The organism is Aequitasia blattaphilus, assembly GCF_024721305.1.
Lineage (GTDB): Bacteria > Bacillota > Clostridia > Lachnospirales > Lachnospiraceae > Aequitasia > Aequitasia blattaphila.
Genome location: NZ_JAMXOD010000005.1, coordinates 24,569 through 45,421 on the forward strand (window position 1 = coordinate 24,569; position 20,853 = coordinate 45,421).

Annotated in this window: 20 protein-coding genes; 2 read left to right on the plus strand and 18 right to left on the minus strand. The window is 37.6% G+C overall.

Going from position 1 to position 20,853, the window contains the following annotated elements:
- Positions 1-60: 60 nt before the first annotated feature.
- Both NHH15_RS04840 and NHH15_RS04845 read left to right on the plus strand, forming a co-directional pair.
- Positions 61-822, plus strand: coding sequence for an ABC transporter ATP-binding protein (locus NHH15_RS04840; protein WP_262065527.1), 762 nt, complete (start codon positions 61-63; stop codon positions 820-822).
- Positions 819-2,690 carry an ABC transporter permease gene (locus tag NHH15_RS04845; protein ID WP_262065528.1) on the plus strand — a complete coding sequence of 624 codons (1,872 nt, stop codon included), beginning with the start codon at positions 819-821 and terminating at the stop codon, positions 2,688-2,690. Before NHH15_RS04840 ends, NHH15_RS04845 begins: the two co-directional genes overlap by 4 nt.
- 50 nt (positions 2,691-2,740) lie before the next feature.
- On the opposite strand, the gene NHH15_RS04850 is transcribed toward NHH15_RS04845, so the two are convergent.
- From NHH15_RS04850 to guaB, 18 genes are all read right to left on the minus strand, one after another.
- Complete coding sequence (locus NHH15_RS04850) at positions 2,741-3,892, minus strand: DUF4097 family beta strand repeat-containing protein (RefSeq protein ID WP_262065529.1); 1,152 nt, start codon at positions 3,890-3,892, stop codon at positions 2,741-2,743.
- A 24-nt stretch (positions 3,893-3,916) separates the two neighbouring features.
- Entirely contained in the window at positions 3,917-4,570 is a 654-nt protein-coding gene (locus NHH15_RS04855; protein ID WP_262065530.1) for a hypothetical protein, read from the minus strand.
- Between the two features lie 10 nt (positions 4,571-4,580).
- Positions 4,581-4,904 carry a PadR family transcriptional regulator gene (locus NHH15_RS04860; protein ID WP_262065531.1) on the minus strand — a complete coding sequence of 108 codons (324 nt, stop codon included), beginning with the start codon at positions 4,902-4,904 and terminating at the stop codon, positions 4,581-4,583.
- A 162-nt stretch (positions 4,905-5,066) separates the two neighbouring features.
- A complete protein-coding gene (locus NHH15_RS04865; RefSeq protein WP_262065532.1) occupies positions 5,067-6,533 on the minus strand; it encodes a glycoside hydrolase family 32 protein in 1,467 nt (488 codons plus the stop codon).
- Between the two features lie 8 nt (positions 6,534-6,541).
- Positions 6,542-7,390, minus strand: coding sequence for a carbohydrate ABC transporter permease (locus NHH15_RS04870; protein WP_262065533.1), 849 nt, complete (start codon positions 7,388-7,390; stop codon positions 6,542-6,544).
- Positions 7,387-8,271, minus strand: coding sequence for a carbohydrate ABC transporter permease (locus NHH15_RS04875; RefSeq protein WP_262065534.1), 885 nt, complete (start codon positions 8,269-8,271; stop codon positions 7,387-7,389). The genes NHH15_RS04870 and NHH15_RS04875 overlap by 4 nt, the downstream gene beginning before the upstream one ends.
- 60 nt (positions 8,272-8,331) lie before the next feature.
- Positions 8,332-9,645 carry an ABC transporter substrate-binding protein gene (locus NHH15_RS04880; protein ID WP_262065535.1) on the minus strand — a complete coding sequence of 438 codons (1,314 nt, stop codon included), beginning with the start codon at positions 9,643-9,645 and terminating at the stop codon, positions 8,332-8,334.
- Between the two features lie 130 nt (positions 9,646-9,775).
- The gene (locus NHH15_RS04885) at positions 9,776-10,756 is read right to left on the minus strand and encodes a LacI family DNA-binding transcriptional regulator (RefSeq protein WP_262065536.1); all 981 of its coding nucleotides are present in this window, start codon (positions 10,754-10,756) and stop codon (positions 9,776-9,778) included.
- Positions 10,757-10,882: 126 nt separating this feature from the next.
- Positions 10,883-11,518 carry a DUF5688 family protein gene (locus tag NHH15_RS04890; RefSeq protein ID WP_316044068.1) on the minus strand — a complete coding sequence of 212 codons (636 nt, stop codon included), beginning with the start codon at positions 11,516-11,518 and terminating at the stop codon, positions 10,883-10,885.
- A 54-nt stretch (positions 11,519-11,572) separates the two neighbouring features.
- A complete protein-coding gene (gene efp, locus NHH15_RS04895; protein ID WP_262065537.1) occupies positions 11,573-12,130 on the minus strand; it encodes an elongation factor P in 558 nt (185 codons plus the stop codon).
- A 58-nt stretch (positions 12,131-12,188) separates the two neighbouring features.
- A complete protein-coding gene (locus tag NHH15_RS04900) occupies positions 12,189-12,695 on the minus strand; it encodes a YqeG family HAD IIIA-type phosphatase (protein ID WP_262065538.1) in 507 nt (168 codons plus the stop codon).
- Positions 12,689-13,210 carry a shikimate kinase gene (locus tag NHH15_RS04905; protein WP_262065539.1) on the minus strand — a complete coding sequence of 174 codons (522 nt, stop codon included), beginning with the start codon at positions 13,208-13,210 and terminating at the stop codon, positions 12,689-12,691. The genes NHH15_RS04900 and NHH15_RS04905 overlap by 7 nt, the downstream gene beginning before the upstream one ends.
- Positions 13,203-13,799, minus strand: a complete 597-nt coding sequence (locus NHH15_RS04910; RefSeq protein WP_316044067.1) for a peptidoglycan recognition protein family protein — start codon at positions 13,797-13,799, stop codon at positions 13,203-13,205. Before NHH15_RS04910 ends, NHH15_RS04905 begins: the two co-directional genes overlap by 8 nt.
- A 77-nt stretch (positions 13,800-13,876) precedes the next feature.
- A complete protein-coding gene (locus NHH15_RS04915; RefSeq protein WP_262065541.1) occupies positions 13,877-14,860 on the minus strand; it encodes an aldose epimerase family protein in 984 nt (327 codons plus the stop codon).
- An 11-nt stretch (positions 14,861-14,871) separates the two neighbouring features.
- Positions 14,872-16,380: a UDP-glucose--hexose-1-phosphate uridylyltransferase gene (gene galT, locus NHH15_RS04920; RefSeq protein ID WP_262065542.1), complete on the minus strand. Its 1,509-nt coding sequence runs from the start codon at positions 16,378-16,380 to the stop codon at positions 14,872-14,874.
- Positions 16,374-17,546, minus strand: a complete 1,173-nt coding sequence (locus NHH15_RS04925; RefSeq protein ID WP_262065543.1) for a galactokinase — start codon at positions 17,544-17,546, stop codon at positions 16,374-16,376. The genes galT and NHH15_RS04925 overlap by 7 nt, the downstream gene beginning before the upstream one ends.
- A 154-nt stretch (positions 17,547-17,700) precedes the next feature.
- A complete protein-coding gene (locus NHH15_RS04930) occupies positions 17,701-19,065 on the minus strand; it encodes an alanine/glycine:cation symporter family protein (protein ID WP_262065544.1) in 1,365 nt (454 codons plus the stop codon).
- A 260-nt stretch (positions 19,066-19,325) separates the two neighbouring features.
- Entirely contained in the window at positions 19,326-20,780 is a 1,455-nt protein-coding gene (gene guaB, locus NHH15_RS04935) for an IMP dehydrogenase (RefSeq protein ID WP_262065545.1), read from the minus strand.
- Between the last annotated feature and the right edge of the window lie 73 nt (positions 20,781-20,853).

The window sequence follows — 20,853 nt, forward strand, 5'->3', positions numbered from 1 at the left end:
GAATGAAAGGATTCTTTCTTCGATTCATTCTATAATTGTAATCGTAAGGAGGAATTAAAAATGACGAATAAAAAAGTAATCGAAATTAAGCACTTAATAAAAAGCTACGGATTAAAAGGGTTTCAAACCCCGGTGCTAAAAGGAATCGATCTTACGGTGTATCAACATGATTTCATAAGCATTATGGGACCCAGCGGTTCCGGCAAAACCACGCTGCTAAATATCCTGTCTTCTATCGACAAGCCTACAAAAGGTACCGTTCTTTTAGATGGAAAAGATATTACAAAAATGAAAAACAAAGAAATGTCTAAGCTGCGAAGAGATAAAATTGGTTTTGTATTTCAAGATTATAATCTTCTTGATACACTTACTCTAAGGGATAACATTGCCCTGCCCCTCTCTTTAAATGGAGCCTCTGGTAAAACCTGTCTCCAAAAAACGGGAGAATTGGCGGAAATGTTTGGATTATCCTCTCATTTGGACAAATATCCCTATCAGCTTTCCGGTGGGCAAAAGCAGCGCGGGGCAACATGCAGAGCTCTTATTACCGATCCAGAAATCATATTCGCTGATGAGCCAACTGGAGCCTTGGATTCCAAATCAAGTAAAGACTTAATGCAATGCCTTCAAAGCGTTAATGAACAGAAAAAAGCTACGATTCTTATGGTGACCCATGACTCTTACTGTGCCTCTTATGCAAAAGATGTATTCATCTTGAAAGATGGACTCATCCAGTGCAAGCTTAGCCAGGGAACTGATCGAAAAGACTTCTTTGACCGTATTGTGAATACACAGTCCTCCATAGGAGGTGATTTCTCGTGAGTTTATGGAAACTAGCATTTCAGAACTTTCGGAAACAGTTCAAAAACTATCTTGCATTGATTCTATCCCAGGCATTCTCCATCTCCATTCTACTGAATTTTCAGTATTTGAGATTTTCCGATTCCCTCGCAGTATTAGGGGAGCAGAACCAGAACCAATTGGATGTGCTTGTAAATGTAATCTCTGTAATTTTAATATGTTTTATGTTTTTCTTCGTTTGGTACTCTACCAACGTTTTCCTTAAAAAAAGAAAAAAGGAAATTGGTATTTTCGTTTTTATGGGATTGACGAACCAGAAAATCGGACAACTGTATATGATTGAATGCTTCATAACCGGAATTTTAACGACCGGAATCGGTATTGTATTTGGAATTATGACAACACAGCTCTTTCAAATGATCCTTTTAAGACTTTCTGATATCAGCATTGAACTAAACTTCCAGTTTATACCGAAACCCATTTTGCTTACACTCCTAATCTATCTTGTTATCTATCTGTTCTTTATCCTAAGTGGATATATTAGTATTGTAAGAAGCAATGTTTTAGATTTAGTAAACACAAATCGGAAAAACGAGTTCGTTAAACAGAATTCTTTTTCCCTAATTTCCAAGACCATCTTAGGGATTGTGTTATTGGGTGTGGGATTCTATTTTGCAACGAAGGACGGTGGTATAGAAGTCATATCCAACCTGCTCCTTGCTGTTATATTAGTAGTTTTTGGAACATACTTTATTTTAGGCGGACTTGTCCCTCTTATTTTTCAGAAGCTTGCGAAGCAGAAATTGTTTTTGTATAAGAATCAACGTGTACTCTGGATTAACAATATGATTTTCCGAATGCAGAGAAACTATCGTACCTATGCGATTGTAAGTGTCCTCATGCTCTCTGCCGTAACCGCACTGGCAACCGGTTTTTCCATGAAGACCCGATATGACAACATTATGCATTTCCGAAATACCTATACTTACCAAGTATTTAGTGTGCGTTCTGATTTAGAGGATGAGATTGATAGTTTAATTGAAAAGGATAATGATATTGTAGTGAAATCTACTACCCCTCTTTTATTTCTTTCAGATAATAAAGGCGTACTCTCCTATAGCAACTTAAAAGCTCTTGCCAAGGAGAGTCGTCAAGAATTTTCGCTAAAAGAACCCAAGGATAAAGAGGTTATTGCTGTTAGTCAACTCCATCTCCTCTCTCTTATTACGGATCTTTCGGATATAAAGGTTGAAATAAATGATGAGAGTTATACACAAATTGATGAGACCTCCATCCCATACATGGGCTATTTGCAGGAAATAACAGAATTTTTTATGGTAAATGATCAAGACTACCAAAAACTCTTAGACCAAGGACAGCAGTATTATACTTATAACTACCGTATTTCTGATATTTACAATTTTGCAGCTTCCAATGATGAGCTGGAATCTATTATAAGTGATCAAGAAGATACTTTTACCGGGAGAGTTACCATCGACCCTGATAACAAAGAGACCGAGTGGGTAAAAATCCTGTATTCCTTATGTATATTCATGTTCATTGTTTTCATTCAGGCAAGCGGAAGCGTTCTATTCATGAAAAACTACGAAGATGGATTAGAAGAGCGCGAACGTTATGGTGTATTGAAGAAAATGGGCATCAACGGAAAAGCTCTACGGCTATCCATTGCAAAGGAACAAACATTTACCTACCTATTTCCCTTCATCCTAATGAGTTTTTCCAGTTACTTTTCCATACACGCTTTGGAAAAATTAATGTATGCCAATCTACTCCCAGTAAACATAGTCAGCGTTTTAATCATTTTAGGATTTTTACTTTTCTGCTATATTGTCTCCGTATTTTCTTACTTTAAAACTGTAGACGTATAAAGCCAAGAGGCATATATTTCGTAGGAAATTTATGCCTCTTGGCTCTTATTTCATCTCCACATAAAATCAATATCACCGCTGCTGGTATTCACTTGTACTTCTATGTCCGGATTCTCCTTCGTTCCCACAACACCGGTTGCCCTCTCTGCTTTCCGGTCAAAGCTAAGAGTGTCGTCAAAATCCGTCATGATTTCTCCACTGGTGGTATTTGCCTGGAACTGAAAGTTAATATCTTCTGGTAGTATACAGGATACGTAACCACTTGTCGTCTTAATCGATAGACTATCTGTTAAATCTGTGAATTTTAAATCCACATCACCTGAAGAGGTTTCTACTTTGCTGCCACCTTCAATCTGTCCCGCCTCTACGTAACCACTTGTAGTACTAATGTCAAGATTCCCCGCAATTTTACTAATATCTACATCCCCGGAGCTGGTTGCAATTAAGGTATCACCAATAATCTCTTGCACCTCTACATATCCACTGGAAGTCCCCACTTCAAAATTTCCTGTCTGGTTCTTCACTGTGACATCACCGCTGCTGGTTGCAATCTGGGTATCTCCGACACATTCTACTAATTCCACGTAACCACTTTGGGTGGAAATTTCGATTGCACCTTCCAAATACACTGCGTCTACGTCACCGCTACTGGTTTTAATAAATATGTTTTTCGCTTTTACACTTTGGAGTTCAACATATCCACTCGTTGCATTTAAGGTGAAATCAGCCAGCTTTAAATCATTTTCTCCGAAAATATCACCACTGCTCGCCTTAATGTCCATTGCTCCACTGTAATCCTGTGGCAGATATATTTCAAAATAGCGGTAGTTATTGCCAAAGACAAACCACGTTCTTCCTCTCTCGTCGTTTGCTTTGATTCGCAGTGTATCACTATTTTCTTCTACATTTACAAATGGCTTTTGTATTGCTTTATTTCCAACATACTCTTTAATTACCATCTCATTTGTGTCCCCTGATTGAAAGAAGACATCACAGTTACGATTCGTAATTTCAATGTTTTGAATATCTTTCATTGCAATTTGCTGTGTATTAATTAGTTTTGTTTCCGTAAAATAATTCGACGCTTCGCCGATAACCGGTAATTGCTCCGTTCCCCGAACCAATGCATAAGTCATTATTCCTATTAATCCCAGCAAAAGGACCGAAAAAAGGATAATTAAACCCTTCATTATATTTTTCATTATTCGCTACTCCTTTTTGCGTGACTATTTATCATTTAACTGAAACAATAGATTTACAATTGCCTGTGCACATATTCCAATCAAAAACATAACCCAAGTAATATGCCAAGCCATCGTTGCAAAGCTAATTACAAAATAGAGAACCAACACAACCATCCATATAATAGTGTTGACTGAATTTTGAACAGACTTTTTCTTTTTCCCATTACTGTTCCACTCTTTAAATTCTTCCACCATTGTGTCATCTGCTCTTTTATATTTTGGATAAGCTGCTCCAACGTAAACTAAAATACTTGTCGCAACGGCCGCAAACAATAGCATTCCCATTATCCCTACGCTGTCAAAGGACGTAAATTCATCTACTGCGATAGCAAATACAACGCCCAGGATATAAAGTCCAACTGCAATTGCTCTATAGAGTGCAAGTTTTTTGATTACCTCCTCATCCTTTTGAGGGATTTCTCTTCCCAATTCTTCTGGAGCAAAAAGCTGCTCCACATCTCCAATTGAATGAATCACAATGTCAAAGGCATCTTTTTCTGCCACCTTATCTTCCACCAAGTCAAAGTATCTCTCCATCGAGTTTGCCATCAACTCTTCTTTTAACTCATATGATGCCCGTGTTTTTGGTGCATCAGCAAACAAATTGTCAATATATTTTCTTAATTCATCAACCATTTTTTCCCTCCTACTTTATCAACTCATCAATAATTTTTTTCGTTTTTTCCCATTCACTTATCTGGTTCTTATACGCTTCTTTACCCTCTTCAGTTATGGCATAATATCGCCGTCTGGCGCCGCTTCCTTCATTTCCCCAGTAAGAGGTGATATTACCCATCTGTTCCAATCTTCGAAATGCTGAATAAAGCGTGGCTTCTTTTAGCTCATATATACCATTGGTTTTTTCCAGGATATCTTTATTAATCTGATAACCATAACTATCATGCTCCATAAGATGAGCTAATATAATTGTTTCCGTATGTCCCCGCAACATATCAGATGTCATTGACATATTTCCAATCTCCTTTCCTGCTTTCTTCTAAAATAAACTTATCACGAGATACCTCGCCTGTCAAGGTATCTTTTCATTTTATGTATATATTTTTGCGATATATATAAAAAGCCATCTCTTTACCAGGATTTCTTGGTAAATGAAATGGCTCATTAATGTTATCTATTGATTTATTTTTCCGCTTTCCAAAGTTAATTTTAAGCTTCCTTCCACTGAGAGAGAAAAATCACGTCCCTTTTCAATCTCGAAAAAGGTAACAGTCATAGCTTTCCCGCCGTCTAGAAACACCTCAATTGAAGAGGTATCTCTTAAGATCTCCAGCTTTAATTTATTTCCATGAAGAACTACACTTCTTTGGGTTAACAATTCTTTTTCGGCTCCTGAAATTTCATGGCCAGCTCTTTCCCTTGACAAAGTGAATAGTTCCTTCTCAACATCATAACAAAAAATAATTGCTTCGTTTAATCCCTTAGCATATTGAACGTTTATCTTGGTGTGATTACTCATTTCCATTTCCAAGGACATATAATGCTGGTTACACACTTCATCCTTAAGCTCTAAGGTCTGATTAACCATTTCTTTGTCCTTAATTTGATGCTCTATTTTAATTGCCTGATAGATAGAGGTTGCCGGTCTTTGACACAACTGATTATCTACAATCGACAACCTTCTTGGAAATGTCATCGAACCTGCCCATCCATGACCTAATTCATTGGTTGGCATACGGCGATTCCACATTTGCATCCAGGCCACCATCACCCTCTCACCTACACTGTTTTCACAGGTTTGAGGAGCATAGAAATCTAATCCAAAATCAATTTCATGATAGTTTTCTGTACAAAACCTCCCTGACTCCCAATCTACTTCTCCAATAAAAGCAACTGTTGAACTTGTATTTTTATAAGACAATCCCTCCTCTTCCATTTGTATTGGGGACATAATCAAAACATCCTTTCCATCCAAATGAAACAAATCCGGACACTCCCACATAATCCCTTGTTTCTTTTCACCTTCCAGTAAAACCGAATAGAACTTCCATTCCACTAAATCCTTTGACTGAAATAGCAATATTTGTCCTCGACTGTCGACTGTCTTTGCTGCAACAACGGTATAGAAAAAGTTTCCTTTTCGAAAAACTTTTGGATCTCTAAAGTCTTCACATTCTGCGATTCCTTCCAAATGTTTCTCATCAATAACGGGATTTTTTGAATATTTCTCAAAGTTTACTCCATCTTCTGAAACAGCCAGACACTGTACTTGTCGGGTTTTCTCTCCATCTACGTTGTGTCCTGTATACAAAAGATACAGTTTTCCATCCTTTTCAATGGCACTTCCTGAAAAACACCCGTCCCGATCATAAGAATCTCCTGGGGCCAAAGCCACAGGTAAATGCTCCCAGTGCATTAAGTCTTTACTTTTTGCATGTCCCCAGTACATTGGTCCCCAAACGCTATCATATGGATAGTATTGGTAAAACAAATGGTACTCTCCCCGAAAATAGATAAATCCATTTGGGTCATTGATCCATCCAATGGGAGCCATCAAATGAAATTTATTACGATATTCCTGATTCACTCCCGCTGCTTCTTTTTCTATATACTGATTTGCTTTTATAAGCTTCTGTGTCATTACTCCTCCTACTTAATTCCCGTTCCAGAGCCCCCTAGACCCTGAAGGATATATTTTTGTGCAACAATATAAACAATGATAAGAGGAATTGTCGATATTGTCAGAACAGCCATTACTTGGTTAATATATACCGGCTGTGTTGTATTAATTGTTGTAATCGCTACTTGCATAGAAAATTTACTTCGATCTGTTAATACCATCAGTGGCCACAGATAATCATTCCAGCTTGCGATAAAAGAAAGAACACCTACTGTTGCAACTGCCGGTTTCGACATCGGTAACATAATGCGGAAAAAAATCCGTATAATTCCGGCTCCATCCAATTTCGCCGATTCAATAATTTCTTCTGGTATCGCAATAAAGAAATTTCGAAACAAATAGATGTTAAAGGCACTCGCCATTGCCGGCAATATAACTGCCAACCTTTTATTAACCAATCCCAGAGAATTCACAATAGTGAACTGAGGAATCAAGACCACCTCAACCGGAATAATCAAAAGCGCCAGTAAAATACCAAAAATAATCTTTTTCCCTACAAAGTTTACCTTTGCAAAAGCAAAACCGGCCAAGGCATTCACAATAATTGATCCAAATGAAAATGTTAAACCATAGATAATACTATTGATTAAGTACGTGCCAATACTAAACCTTTTAATGACTTCCTTATATGTCGTAAACCATTCAGAAGGATTGAAACTTGGCAAAAATGCTTTCAAAGAAGACAAATTTAAATATACATCCGCTTCCGGCTTCATAGAAGATACAACCATCCATAACATTGGAAAAATAAATACTCCTGCTAATAGAATCAAAAGTATATATTCAAAAATCCGCAGAGGCCTTATTTTCTTTCTCATACTTCCTTATCCTCCTTCACTAGTTTTCTCTGAACAATCGTAATCAGTCCTATCATTGTGGTAAAGATTAAAGCAATCGAGCTGGAATAACCACCCAAACGATCCGTAAATCCTGTTTGATATATGTAGTAAACCATAGTCATCGTTGAGTTCATTGGTCCACCTTGTGTCATTACCATTGGCTGTACAATCAATTTAAAGGCAGATATCAACGTTGTAAGCAAAACAAATATAACGGTAGGCTTTAACAAGGGCATTGTGATATACCAAAACTGTTCAAATTTCGTAAATCCATCGATTTCTGCCGCTTCGTAAACATCCCCTGGAATGTTTTGCATACCTCCTAAAAACAGGAGCATTTGATACCCCGCTCCTTGCCAGGCAGAGACAAATACAATCGTATACATTGCTTGCTTCGGACTGGTAAGAAAGGGCTGTGATGCAATACCAACCTTCTCAAGTAAGGTATTGATTAGACCTTCATTGGGATTTAACAGGTAAAGCCACAAAATAGATATGACAACCAAGGACATAACAACAGGTGCAAAAAATGCCACTTTAAAAAACATATTTCCTTTGCGCTGTTTATTGACAATCAATGCCATTCCCAAGGCAGCTCCTAACTGTACCGGAATGATCCAAACAACAAATTTAACCGTATTCCATATACTTTTAATAAAAATCGGATCTGCAAATAGACGTTTGAAATTTTCAAGACCAATAAACTGTCTTGCCTCAGGTGTCAACAAATAGTAGTCTGTAAATGCATAATAGATGACCATACACACCGGTATTACTAAAAAAATAATTAACAGTGTCAACGCCGGTGCCAAAAAACCATATCCAATTATATTTTCTTTAACCTTTTTATTCTTAAACATAAGGTACGCCCCCTTCGTAAAAGAGGGTACTTCCTAAAAATGAAGCACCCTCACAAAGCACTATTTCAATGAATTATCAATTGCTTGCTGCATCTCTGTCGCTCTGGCATCCACAACTTTTTGTATGTCTGGATTTTCTTCAAAGTAACTAATGTCTTGTACCGCTTGCTGGAATGCACGCGAAACCTGAGGATACGCAACTACAACCGGTCTTGCATGCCCGGACATTTGATTCTGCTCCATCAGTACTCTCATTCCATCTGATACTTCATCTTTTATCAACTCAATTGTGGAGTTACGAATTGGCAATACACTATTTCCTAAACTAATAATTTTGCTAGACTCTGTATTTGTAGCATATTTAATAAACTCTGAGGAGGCGTCCTTTTCCTCAGTCTTTGTTGTCATCGCCAACTGCCAGCTTCCTGTTGGAGATACAAGTTCCTTCGTTGTATCTGATACTGGATAAGGAAGAATTCCATATTCGATATCTGTGTAGTTTTCCTCCAGATCAGCCATTGTCCATGATCCACTTAAAAGCATGGCGTATTTTCCAGTCTCGAAACCTTTTTCAATTGGACTAATTGTTGTATAACCGTTCTTTACCAAATCTTGTATAAATTGAAGTGCTTCTACTGTCTTTTCATCATTGAAATATCCTTCCGCTTTCGTTCCGTCTTCATTTACCACATTTCCACCGTTCGACCAAAGAAAAGGCGTATAGCCATAGGTGAGCATCTCATCACCGGAAGCCAGCTGCATATTAATTGCAGGAGTCTGATATTTCTCTGTAATAGTCTTACATACACTCTGGAATTCGCTCCATGTCCATGGGTCTTCCAATGTTGGCAGCTGATCTTCTTCGATACCAGCCTCTTTAAACATTGCTTTATTATAATACACACCAACATTTGACTCTGAAAATCCAAAGGCATACATTTTTCCATCGTATGTTCCTTGCTGAATAATACTGTCTAAAACATCATCCATATCTGCATCTTCCAGATACTCATCCAATGGTGCAATAACTCCTGAATGTGCATAAGCTGCTGTGTTTGGTCCATCTAAAGTAATCACATCTGGTAAACTGTTCGTTGTGATGGCTGCATTGACCTTGTCCTCATAGCCACCGCCACTACCACTGCGTGGAATGTATTCCGTTACTGCCTTATAAGTTCCTTCGTACTCTTCATTGAAGTTATCTACTATTTCCTGCCACGCTTTTCCCTCTGGGGTCTCATCTGAAAAATGAACCCATACCTTGATTTCTCCAGGATTTCCACTAACTTCTTCCTTCTTTTCTCCACCACAACCTGTCATGATTCCCATTAGAACCGCGGCAACTGCAGCAATCATTCTGCTTCTCTTTTTCATTTCGCTCCTCCTTCTTTTTTTGAAACGTTTCCATTTATTTTTATTAAAAATTGGAAACGTTTCATTTCCTAATTCCAAGATATCATTTTATTCATTTTCTGTCAATATGATTTCAAAAAAAAATCGTCTGTTAACGATTTTTTTCTTTGGTTGTTTCCCCCTGATAAAAAGAAACAGGTATCACAACTCTTTTTGGCTCCTCTTTCTTTAAAATCATTGCCATCATTGTATCCACTGACGCTCTCGCCATCTCTTCTATCGGCTGTACAATTGTAGAGATTAAATAGTCTCGTTCTTTTGATAACTTAACTCCATCAAATCCAATAATTTGATAGTCATCCGGAGCCTTACGTCCCAATTTCTTCATGACGCCAATAACATCCAATGCCATAAAGTCGTTCACAGAAAATATCCCATCTATTTCCGGATTGTTTTTTAAAAAGGGTTCCAGCTGCTGTTCCAATTCTTGTATTGGTTCTACCATATCCAGTACTTTGACTGGAATACCATTTTCCTTGCATACATTATAATACCCTGCTTTTCTGTTATTTGTTTCGTTTGGAAAAGGAGACACACCTCCTATATAACATAAATTTCTACAACCTCGATCAATCAATTCCTGGGCTGCAATCTGTCCACCCAAATAGTTGTCCGCTGTAACATAAGAAATTTGTTCGGAAAAATGCCGGTCAATACTTACAAAGGGTAAGTCCGAGGAGATGTACTTATCAATGTCCGAATACGTAATACCAATTATTCCATCCACCTTACTTTGTTTCACCATCTCAATGTATTCATTTTCCTTTTCTGCACTTCCGTCGGCATTACATAAAAAAAGTCTGTATCCTTTACGGCTTAATCTTTCTTCTATGTGGTAAGCAAATTCGGCGAAAAAAGGATGCCAAATTGTAGGAAGTATTAAAGCAATCGTATTGCTTCGATTCGTTTTCAATCCTCTTGCATACTCATCTGGCTTGTAATCCAACTCTTCAATTGCTCTCATTACTTTCTCATAGGTTTTATCTTTAACTTTAACACCATTTATGACTCTTGAAACAGTACCAACGCCCACTTCTGCCAGTGCTGCTACGTCCTTCATCGTTGCTTTCATCTTCTCTGTAATCCTTTCTCGGTTTTCCTCTAATAAGCATTATAGCAGAAATTGGAAACAATTCCAAATTCAGAATTATGCTGCCATGCCTTTTGCATCAAAACAAAAGACATGGCAATTTTCTTTCTAGCTCATCAACTCCTCTTTCTCTCGATTGTAATAATATGCGTGATTCGAAAGTACTTCCTGCTCTCCTACCTGTGTCTCGTTTATCTCCTGTATCATAGCATCCAAATCCTCTCTGGATATTGCCTTTGATTTCGGCACAATAATCACCTCATGAATACTGCTGGGCAAAACATAATAATCTTCTTCCAATGTCTTCCCAATTTCTTTCAGCTCACCTTGATACAGAATAGATGCCGCTCCCCAAATGCCTTGCTTATTGCTTAAAATATACATAATTTCTTCTTCTGGTTTCATTTCACAGCCGGTCAGTCTCGTAAGAACTTCTTCAATGGATGTAAAATCTGATGGCAGTAATCTTTCAGTATTTTCCCTTGCGATACGGTAAAGGGTTTCTGTATTCAGTTTCCATAAATGGGATAAATTTTCTTTGATAATCATAGCTCTTTGTTCATAATACACACAAAAAACAATAGCCAGATCCAAATATAAGATATGAGGAGTATCTCTTAATAGCTCCTGATTGCGATGAGGATTAATCAGTTGAAAAATAATCCTGTCCTTTACTTCTTCTAATTCAATTGAACTCATGCTTATCCTTTCGGCAGCATTCTTATGGAGTAAAGAAATGAATATTACGGTCTTATTATTATAAAAAAACCTTGCAGAATTTGCAAGGTTTTTCTTTCTTTATGCTCTTGACAGATATTCACCTGTTCTCGTATCAATTTTTAACATATCACCTTGTTCAACAAACAATGGCACCATAACCTGAGCTCCTGTTTCTACAATAGCAGGCTTTGTCGCACCTTGTGCTGTATCACCTTTAAATCCTGGTTCTGTTTCAATAATTGCAAGTTCTACTGTGATTGGTGGCTCTATTGAGAATACACTGCCCTGGTAAGAAATTACCTTTACATTCTCATTTTCCTTTACAAACTTCAATGAGTCTCCAACTGTATCCTGGTTTACTGCAATCTGCTCGTAGCTCTCTGTATCCATAAAGTGGAATAAATCTCCATCTGAATAAAGATACTGCATTTCTTGTCTTTCAATATGAGCTGTGTCAAATTTTTCAGAAGGTCTGAATGTCTTCTCCACGACTCCTCCATTGATAATATCTTTTAACTTAGTACGTACAAAAGCAGCGCCCTTTCCAGGCTTTACATGCTGAAAATCCATTATTTGATAGACGGTGCCTTCAATATTTACAGTTAATCCGTTTTTAAAATCCCCTGCTGATACCATAAATTCCTCCTTAATCATTGCTTTTACCTTACAATTCTATAATACTCCTGGCTTTTTTTCAACCTTTTTTCAATTTATTCTTCTGATACGAACGCAAAACAATTCTTTCCAGATATCTCTTAAGCACTATTTGAATCTCTTCTTTCGGGTGGATGGGTTTGGTTAAAATATTATAAATCCCAATCCGCTTTGCTCCCCATACATCTGTAAAGAGCTGATCCCCTACAAACAGAGTCGTTTGACGATTCGTTCCCATGAGACTCATTGCCTTTATGTAGTTGTCTTTTCTGGGTTTTTTTCCATCCCATATAGCATTTACTTTGATTTCCTCATTAAAGGAAGCAACTCTTGGTTCCTTATTATTCGAGAGAAGACATGCCGAAAAACCTATTTCTTTTAGCTTTGCAAAGAAAACCTTTACCTCCTCTGTTGCAGGTGCACCATGGGGCACCAGAGTATTATCAATGTCAAAGATTACCCCTCGATATCCTTTTCGATAAAACTCCTCAAAATTAATATTATAAACAGAATTTCGATATTCATTCGGATAGAATTTTTCTAGCATTTGTTTAACCTTTCCACTTTCTTTATGATTTCATCACCAATCATATTAACTGTTTTGTGATTAATCCTTATTTTTATGTCTGCAATCTCATTATATAGATCCTTACGGGAATTGAACAGATTGATTAAATACTTTTTCTTATTGGTTTGACTATTAACAAGAGGGCGTCTGTCATTGTTGGCCACTCTTTTATACGTGGTTGCAAGAGATGCCTGAAGTAAAACAACAACTCCAATCTCTTTTAGCAGTCTCCTGTTTTCCTCTTTGATAATCGTTCCACCACCTGTGGAAATAATACAATTTTCTTTCTCTTTTAGGGAGATTAGATAATTCGTTTCCAGATTCCGAAAATATTCTTCCCCCTTCTTGGCGAAGATTTCGTTAATCTCCATACCTTCTGCCTTTACAATCTCTCGATCCATATCCAAAACCGGTTGCTTAAGTACCTTTCCCAGCCTTCTTGCAATGGTCGATTTCCCAGCTCCCATAAATCCCACAATCACAATATTATTCATCTGTGCCTCCCCGGTTAATTGCATTTTGGACGTCGGTCTTAAAATCCACAAATGCCTTTTCATCTTCCACAAAATACTTCGGACAATTTTTTCCAGTTACGTCATAATGTCGAATGATTTCCTCTGCTGTCAAATCAAATTTTCTACAAAGCCACCCACAGAGCTGAACCAATGAATCATAAGTTGCTTCCTTCGGTTTTCCCGTTTCATCCGGATGACAAAATTCAATGGAAACACTGTCTATATTACGGTCGTTTGATGCGTAAGCAACCTCCCAAGTCGGAACACATTGAACAATCTCTCCTTCTAATCCCACCACAAAATTACTGCTTGCCTGGGTTGTATGAGTGTCTTTCAAGCCTTGAAAATAGTCACGATTATTCATAGCTGTAGACCCTGGATTTGCCGTATAATGAATCACAACATTTTTAATTTCGGTCACCTCAATACCTGGTCTTGAGTACGGGTTTACATCCAATAGGGCAACAGTCATTGCTGGTTTCGATGCATCAATTTCCTTTGCTTCTTCTTCTCTTTCCGTTTTCATTCTTTGATAGATGAATAAAAAGAGCATTAATACACAAAGCAAACAAAGCCCTACTTTAATTAGGGCTTGCATAGAATCTTTTTTTGTTTGCTTCGGTTTGTTTTTTTTCATATTTGTCATTAAAAGTAAAATTTATATCCCGTCTTCGTCTGATAGGTAGCACCTTTCTTTGTGATTGGTGACTGAAAAGCTTCTTGATTCACTGCATCAGGGAAATACTGAGTCTCAAAGCATAATCCATGACGCTTTTTGTAGACTGCACCATTTTTCCCATTTTCCTTCTCAATAAAGTTCCCTGTATAGAACTGCATTCCTGGAAGATCTGTATACACTTCCATTTTTACATTTGTATCCTCGGCATAAAGATATGCCACCTTACGGTATCCACTTCCGTTTAATACCCAGTTATGATCATAGCCGCCAGCAATATTCAGCGGTTCGTAATCTTCATTAATCTCTTTCCCGATTTTCTTCTCTTTACGGAAATCCATTGGCGTATTCTCTACACTTCTGATTTCTCCTGTTGGAATCAGATCTTCATTCGTTGGTGTAAAACCATCTGCATCAATCCACACCTTTTGTTCTAATACACTTCCCCCATCATGCCCGGAAAGATTGAAATAGCTATGGTTTGTCATGTTTATTAACGTATCCTCATCTGGGGCTGCGCCATAGGAAATCAAAAGTTCATTCTCCGGTGTCAACTCATAAGTAACTGATATTTCTACATTTCCTGGATATCCTTGGTCTTTATCTGGACTAAACAAAGTAAAAGTAACTCGATTTTCATCTGCTTCTTTTACGTTCCATTTTCTTTTACTGTAAAAATTCATACCACTGTGAAGGTTATTTTCATGATCGTTTTGGTCAAGCGTATACTCTTTCTGATTCAATGAAAATTTTCCACCTGCAATTCTATTTGCAACTCTTCCTACAATGGCACCGAAAAAGGTGCCTCCTTTTTCATACTCTGCATCACTATCGTATCCTAGCACCACATCAATCTTCTTTCCATTTCCATCCGGTACTAATAGATTAACCAAAGTTCCTCCAAATTCACTTAATGTTACTTCTAAACCATGCTGATTCTTTAATGTAATCATACTTCACTCCTCTACAACTCTGCGATAAACCGAAGAAAAGCAGTCTCTCCTTCTTTGTTTTGCTTAAATACCCCTGCGTCCTCAAGTACACCTTTAAATACTTGTCCAATTTCTTCTTGTAATATTTCTGAAATGTTATCTTTCGTTATTGTATCATAGTTTGGCAGAAATTCACTTACCCAATCTGCATGTTTTTCTAAAATTTTATTTTCACGCATTTCTTCTATGCTTTTTCCTTCCAGAATATATCCTTCCAAAAGTTCCATCTCTGTTTTTAATCTGGATGGCAATACCGCAAGTCCCATAACCTCGATGAGCCCAATGTTTTCCTTCTTAATGTGATGATATTTATTTCTGGGATGATAGACTCCCAAGGGACTTTCCTCTGTGGTAATATTATTACGTAAAACCAAATCCAGCTCATAAGCATCATTCACATACCTTGCAATGGGAGTAATTGTATTGTGGCGTTCTTCTTTCGTATAGGGAAAGATAAAAGCCTCTTCATCTTTATATTCTATCCATGTCTCCAAAACATGATTTGCCATCTCAATAAGACGCTCTGGATTTTTACTTGAAATACGCAGAACAGACAGGGGCCATTTTACAATACCTGCTGATACGTCTTCATAACCCTCTATTTCCACTTTCCTGCTGATTGGTGCTTTTGCCATAGCAAACTCGTAATGACCTCCCTGAAAGTGATCATGGCTCAAAATAGAGCCTCCTACAATGGGAAGATCCGCATTTGAACCCAGGAAGTAGTGGGGAAACTGTTTGACAAAGTCCAAGAGCTTTACAAAAGTATCTCTTTCAATTTTCATTGGCTGATGCTTGCCATTAAAAACAATACAGTGTTCATTATAATACACATAAGGAGAATATTGAAGCCCCCATAATGAGGAGTTCATTTGTAACGGAATAACACGATGATTCTCTCTTGCCGGGTGGTCAATTCTTCCCGCATACCCTTCATTTTCCATACAAAGCAAGCACTTTGGATACGTATTCACTGTTGCCTTTTTTGCAGCTGCAATTGCCTTTGGATCCTTCTCTGGTTTTGAAAGATTAATGGTTATATCAATTTCACCATACTCCGTATTTACTTTCCATTTCAAATCCTTCGACACACGATATCTCCGAATATAATCGCTGTCCTGACTGAATTGATAATAGTAATCGGTTGCTTCCTTCGGTGCAATCTGATACTGATTCCAGAATTTTTCAATTACTTGATTTGGCCTTGGAAGCAATGTATTCATAAGTTTTGTATCAAATAAATCCCGCTGAGTAATAGTATCTTCTATAATCCCCTTTTCAACTGCCTCATCTAAGAGCTCTTTTAAGATATATTCTAAATTCAAATCGGAATCCGTCCCAGCCTCACCCTCTGTTTCTTCATAAAAATCCTCTTGAAGAAGATCCAGAAGTAAATTTCTTGTATAGATTGCTTCGTTTTTTGGAGTTAATCCACTTTGAATTCCATATTCAACCAGCTTATCAATTTTTCTGCTTACCATAATTGTCTCGCTCCGTCTCCAATATCAACAACGTAAAACTCTGCCTCAAGTCCAAACCGTTCTTTATATTTTGCACCAATTTCTTGAATAAATGTATCTACTGTGTCATTTTTTACAATACTCACGGTACATCCACCAAAACCACCACCAGTAATTCGTGATCCTATTACTCCTGATAAGTCTTTTGATAAGTCAACCAGATAATCAATCTCCTCAGCAGACACTTCGTAATCCTTTCGAAGAGACTCATGAGACTCATACATTAATTTGCCAAACTTTGCGATTTCTCCCTTTTTCAAAGCCTCTTCTGCCTGAATCGTTCTTTGGTTTTCATATACTGCGTGTTTTGCTCTTTTCCTTACGGTATCATCTGTAATGACTGATTTCACTTTTTCAAACTCTTCAATCGATAGTTCACCTAAAGACTTTATTTTCACTGCTTTTTGCAATTCCTCCACAGCCTTTTCACAGTCACTTCTTCTGTCATTGTATGCAGAATCCACCAAGGAATGTTTCACCTTGCTATTTGTAATAACAATTTTTTCATCTGGCAGATTAACAGGAGCATACTCATACTCTAAAGTATTCGTATCTAAAAAAATGGCATGATCTTTTTTTCCCATTGCTGAAGCAAACTGATCCATAATTCCACAATTCATCTTGTTAAAATTATTCTCTGAGTACTGTCCAATCAAGGCCACATCCACCATGGAAACATCTGCAAATCCGTAAGAATCACGAATAATCAGTCCCATAAGCACCTCTAAAGATGCAGAAGATGATAAGCCTGATCCATTCGGTATATCTCCATAGATTAACACATCCATTCCCTGGTCAATTTTGTAACCTCTCTCTTGGTAGGTCCAAAATACTCCCTTGGGATAATCCGTCCATCCATCCGCTTCACTCGGTGCTATATTCTCTAAATCTACTTTTATAACACCTTTATTGGGTATGTTTAAAGAATAAAACTGTATTGTTTTATCTTCTCGTTTACGGATTGCTCCGTAAGTTCCCAGAGTGAGTGCACATGGAAATACGTGTCCGCCATTATAATCTGTATGCTCACCGATTAGATTGACTCTTCCAGGAGCAAAATAAACCTTTATATCGCCTCCACTACCATACATTTCTTCAAATTTTTCTATCATCTGTTCTTTCGTCATAGGTTTGCCACCTCCATTTATTTGTTCCCCCTCATAATACCCTTTAATTTGCCCTTAGTCCATGTAATATTTATGTGGAAATCTAGAATATTTTATGAAAAAAGACAGGATTCCTTTTTTTCGAATCCTGTCTTTCATTATTCATTCTTATTTTTTATAGCTTCGGTAAAGAATTTGATTCCTTATCTATTTTTTTAACCATTCCTGTTAGGGCTAATAGACCTAGTAAGTTTGGTATAACCATCAAACCATTAAAGCAATCTGCCATATTCCAAACAAGATCTACCTTAAGTGCTGATCCAACTACGATACACGCACATACAAGGAAAGCATAAACCTTAACCGCCTTTACTCCAAAAAGGTACTTCACATTTGCCTCTCCAAAGAAATACCATCCGATAATCGTGGAAAACGCGAAGAAAAACAAACAAATCGCCAAGAACACTTCACCCATTTTTCCGAACACTGATGAGAATGCTGCTTGAGATAATGCCGTTCCTGTTAAGCTGCCATCTGGAGTCAAGACTCCTGTAATAATAATTACGAAAGCTGTTAAGTTCAAAACAACAAATGTATCAATAAATACGCCCATCATAGCTACGTATCCTTGCTCTGCAGGGTGCTTCACCTTTGCAATCGCATGAGCATGTGGTGTAGAACCCATACCAGCTTCATTAGAAAACAATCCTCTGGCAACACCCTTTTGCACTGCCATCTTAATGGTAGCACCTGCTACACCTCCAGCAATTGACGCTGGTTTAAATGCCCCTACTACGATAGCATAAAAAACGTGTGGCAGATTTGTAATATTAGCGATGATAACAATCAAGCAGCCCAGGATGTAGAACAACGCCATTATTGGCACCAAAAGCTCTGTTACTTTCGCGATTCTCTTTATTCCACCTGCAAATACAATAAAAGCCAGGACTGCAACAACAATACCAATAATAACTGGACTAATACCAAAAGCTGTCTCAAAAGCCGCGCCAATTGAATTAGACTGTACTGCATTTCCCATAAATCCTAGTGCAAAAATGATTAATACCGCAAAAATTGCTGCCAATACCTTACCAATTCCGCCTTTGAATGCTGCCTTAATGTAGAAAACTGGTCCACCTGTAACATTTCCCTCCTGGTCAACATTTTTATACTTCTGAGCCATTGTTGCTTCCGCATAAATCGTTGCCATTCCAAAAAATGCACTAATCCACATCCAAAAAATCGCACCTGGACCACCCACTGCAATCGCTGTTGCGGCACCTGCAATATTTCCAGTACCTACCTGTGCTGCAATTGCTGTTGCCAAGGCCTGAAAAGAGCTCATTCCATCTTTCCCAGCGTCACCTTGCTTCTTAAACATACCACCAAAAGTACGTTTAAAACCTTCCGTAAACTTTCTTACCTGAATGAATTTCAGATTAAATGTAAACCAGATACCAGTTCCTACCAGTAAGAAAATCAACAAATAATCCCACAAAAATCCATTTACTACACTTACTATTTTTTCTAATACAGCCATGTTACCCTCCTTCTCTCTTATAGACACAAACAATAACTATATTTAATATCTATATAATACGTTTTTATTCGATTTTTTTCAAGTCATTACTCTTTACTCCATACTTTTTTTGTCTTAATGTGATTTCTCCGCCATTTTTTCGTTTTTGTGTTCAACAGAGCCTCTATTTCGTTAAAATTTAGACATCCTCTTGTGACAATCTTAATTTTTTTGATTTTTTCATAAAAAGACCCCTCACATTTCTGTGAGGGGCAATAATTTTATTCATCCACCGTATAGTTTGGTGCTTCCTTTGTTATATGAATATCATGAGGATGACTTTCTTTTAAAGATGCTGCTGATATTTTTGTAAATTCACCATTCTTTTTCAATTCTTCTACTGTGGCTGTACCACAATATCCCATACCAGCTCTTAAACCACCTATCAGTTGGAATACAGTATCCTCTACAGAACCCTTATAAGCAACACGGCCTTCCACACCTTCTGGTACCAGTTTCTTTGCATCCGATTGGAAATAACGGTCTTTACTGCCGTTTTCCATTGCTGCGATTGAACCCATACCTCTGTATACCTTGTATTTTCTACCTTGATATAATTCAAAGGTTCCTGGACTTTCATCGCATCCTGCAAAAATACTTCCCATCATACAAACATTGGCTCCGGCTGCAATTGCCTTCGTCATATCTCCAGAGTACTTAATTCCTCCGTCGGCAATAACTGGCACTCCGTATTTATCTGCAATTTCGTATGCATTCATAACGGCAGTAACCTGAGGAACACCAATTCCTGCCACAATACGTGTTGTACAAATCGAACCTGGTCCAATTCCAACTTTAACAGCATCAGCTCCCGCTTTAATAAGAGCTTCGGTACCTGCTTTTGTTGCAACATTTCCAGCAACAACCTGTAATTCCGGATATGTTTCTTTTATCATCTTTACAGTTTTAATTACATTATCTGAATGACCATGGGCAGAATCCAGAACAACTACATCTACTTTTGCTTCCACTAAAGCCTTCACCCGATCCATAATGTTTGCTGTAATCCCTACCGCAGCTCCGCAAAGAAGTCGCCCTTGCTCATCTTTAGCTGAAAGAGGGTATTTGATTTGCTTTTCAATATCCTTAATTGTAATAAGACCTTTTAAGTTGAAATCCTTATCTACTATTGGAAGTTTTTCTTTTCTTGCCTTTGCCAGAATCTTCTTGGCTTCGTTTAAAGTAATTCCTTCCTGAGCAGTAATCAACCCTTCCGATGTCATACTCTCTTTGATCTTCTTAGTAAAATCTTCTTCAAATTTCAAATCACGATTTGTAATAATGCCGACAAGCTTTTTTCCTTCTGTTATCGGTACTCCTGAAATACGAAACTTTGCCATCAGGTTATTGGCATCTTCTAAAGTATGCTCTGGCGAAAGAAAGAAGGGATCGGTGATAACACCATTTTCAGACCTCTTTACCTTATCTACTTCATCTGCCTGAGACTCAATATCCATATTTTTATGGATAATACCAATTCCACCTTGCCTAGCCATGGCAATTGCCATTCTATGCTCGGTTACGGTATCCATTCCCGCACTCATCATTGGTATGTTCAGTTTAATTTTCTTCGTTAATTGTGTGGCTAAATTCACTTGGTTTGGAATAACCTGAGAATATGCCGGCACCAATAAAACGTCATCAAAGGTAATGCCTTCTCCTATAATCTTTCCCATTACAGTTCCTCACTTTCAAATTCAAATCTCATATGTTTTAAACGCTATCATACAAAATTTTTTTTGATTTGTC

What these genes read in the sequence shown, in the direction of transcription:
- NHH15_RS04840 (WP_262065527.1), top strand. Translation starts at nt 61, where the DNA reads ATGACGAATAAAAAAGTAATCGAAATTAAGCACTTAATAAAAAGCTAC.
- NHH15_RS04850 (WP_262065529.1), bottom strand. Translation starts at nt 3,892, where the DNA reads ATGAAAAATATAATGAAGGGTTTAATTATCCTTTTTTCGGTCCTTTTG.
- NHH15_RS04855 (WP_262065530.1), bottom strand. Translation starts at nt 4,570, where the DNA reads ATGGTTGATGAATTAAGAAAATATATTGACAATTTGTTTGCTGATGCA.
- NHH15_RS04860 (WP_262065531.1), bottom strand. Translation starts at nt 4,904, where the DNA reads ATGTCAATGACATCTGATATGTTGCGGGGACATACGGAAACAATTATA.
- NHH15_RS04865 (WP_262065532.1), bottom strand. Translation starts at nt 6,533, where the DNA reads ATGACACAGAAGCTTATAAAAGCAAATCAGTATATAGAAAAAGAAGCA.
- NHH15_RS04870 (WP_262065533.1), bottom strand. Translation starts at nt 7,390, where the DNA reads ATGAGAAAGAAAATAAGGCCTCTGCGGATTTTTGAATATATACTTTTG.
- NHH15_RS04875 (WP_262065534.1), bottom strand. Translation starts at nt 8,271, where the DNA reads ATGTTTAAGAATAAAAAGGTTAAAGAAAATATAATTGGATATGGTTTT.
- NHH15_RS04880 (WP_262065535.1), bottom strand. Translation starts at nt 9,645, where the DNA reads ATGAAAAAGAGAAGCAGAATGATTGCTGCAGTTGCCGCGGTTCTAATG.
- NHH15_RS04885 (WP_262065536.1), bottom strand. Translation starts at nt 10,756, where the DNA reads ATGAAAGCAACGATGAAGGACGTAGCAGCACTGGCAGAAGTGGGCGTT.
- efp (WP_262065537.1), bottom strand. Translation starts at nt 12,130, where the DNA reads ATGGTATCAGCAGGGGATTTTAAAAACGGATTAACTGTAAATATTGAA.
- NHH15_RS04900 (WP_262065538.1), bottom strand. Translation starts at nt 12,695, where the DNA reads ATGCTAGAAAAATTCTATCCGAATGAATATCGAAATTCTGTTTATAAT.
- NHH15_RS04905 (WP_262065539.1), bottom strand. Translation starts at nt 13,210, where the DNA reads ATGAATAATATTGTGATTGTGGGATTTATGGGAGCTGGGAAATCGACC.
- NHH15_RS04915 (WP_262065541.1), bottom strand. Translation starts at nt 14,860, where the DNA reads ATGATTACATTAAAGAATCAGCATGGTTTAGAAGTAACATTAAGTGAA.
- galT (WP_262065542.1), bottom strand. Translation starts at nt 16,380, where the DNA reads ATGGTAAGCAGAAAAATTGATAAGCTGGTTGAATATGGAATTCAAAGT.
- NHH15_RS04925 (WP_262065543.1), bottom strand. Translation starts at nt 17,546, where the DNA reads ATGACGAAAGAACAGATGATAGAAAAATTTGAAGAAATGTATGGTAGT.
- NHH15_RS04930 (WP_262065544.1), bottom strand. Translation starts at nt 19,065, where the DNA reads ATGGCTGTATTAGAAAAAATAGTAAGTGTAGTAAATGGATTTTTGTGG.
- guaB (WP_262065545.1), bottom strand. Translation starts at nt 20,780, where the DNA reads ATGGGAAAGATTATAGGAGAAGGCATTACCTTTGATGACGTTTTATTG.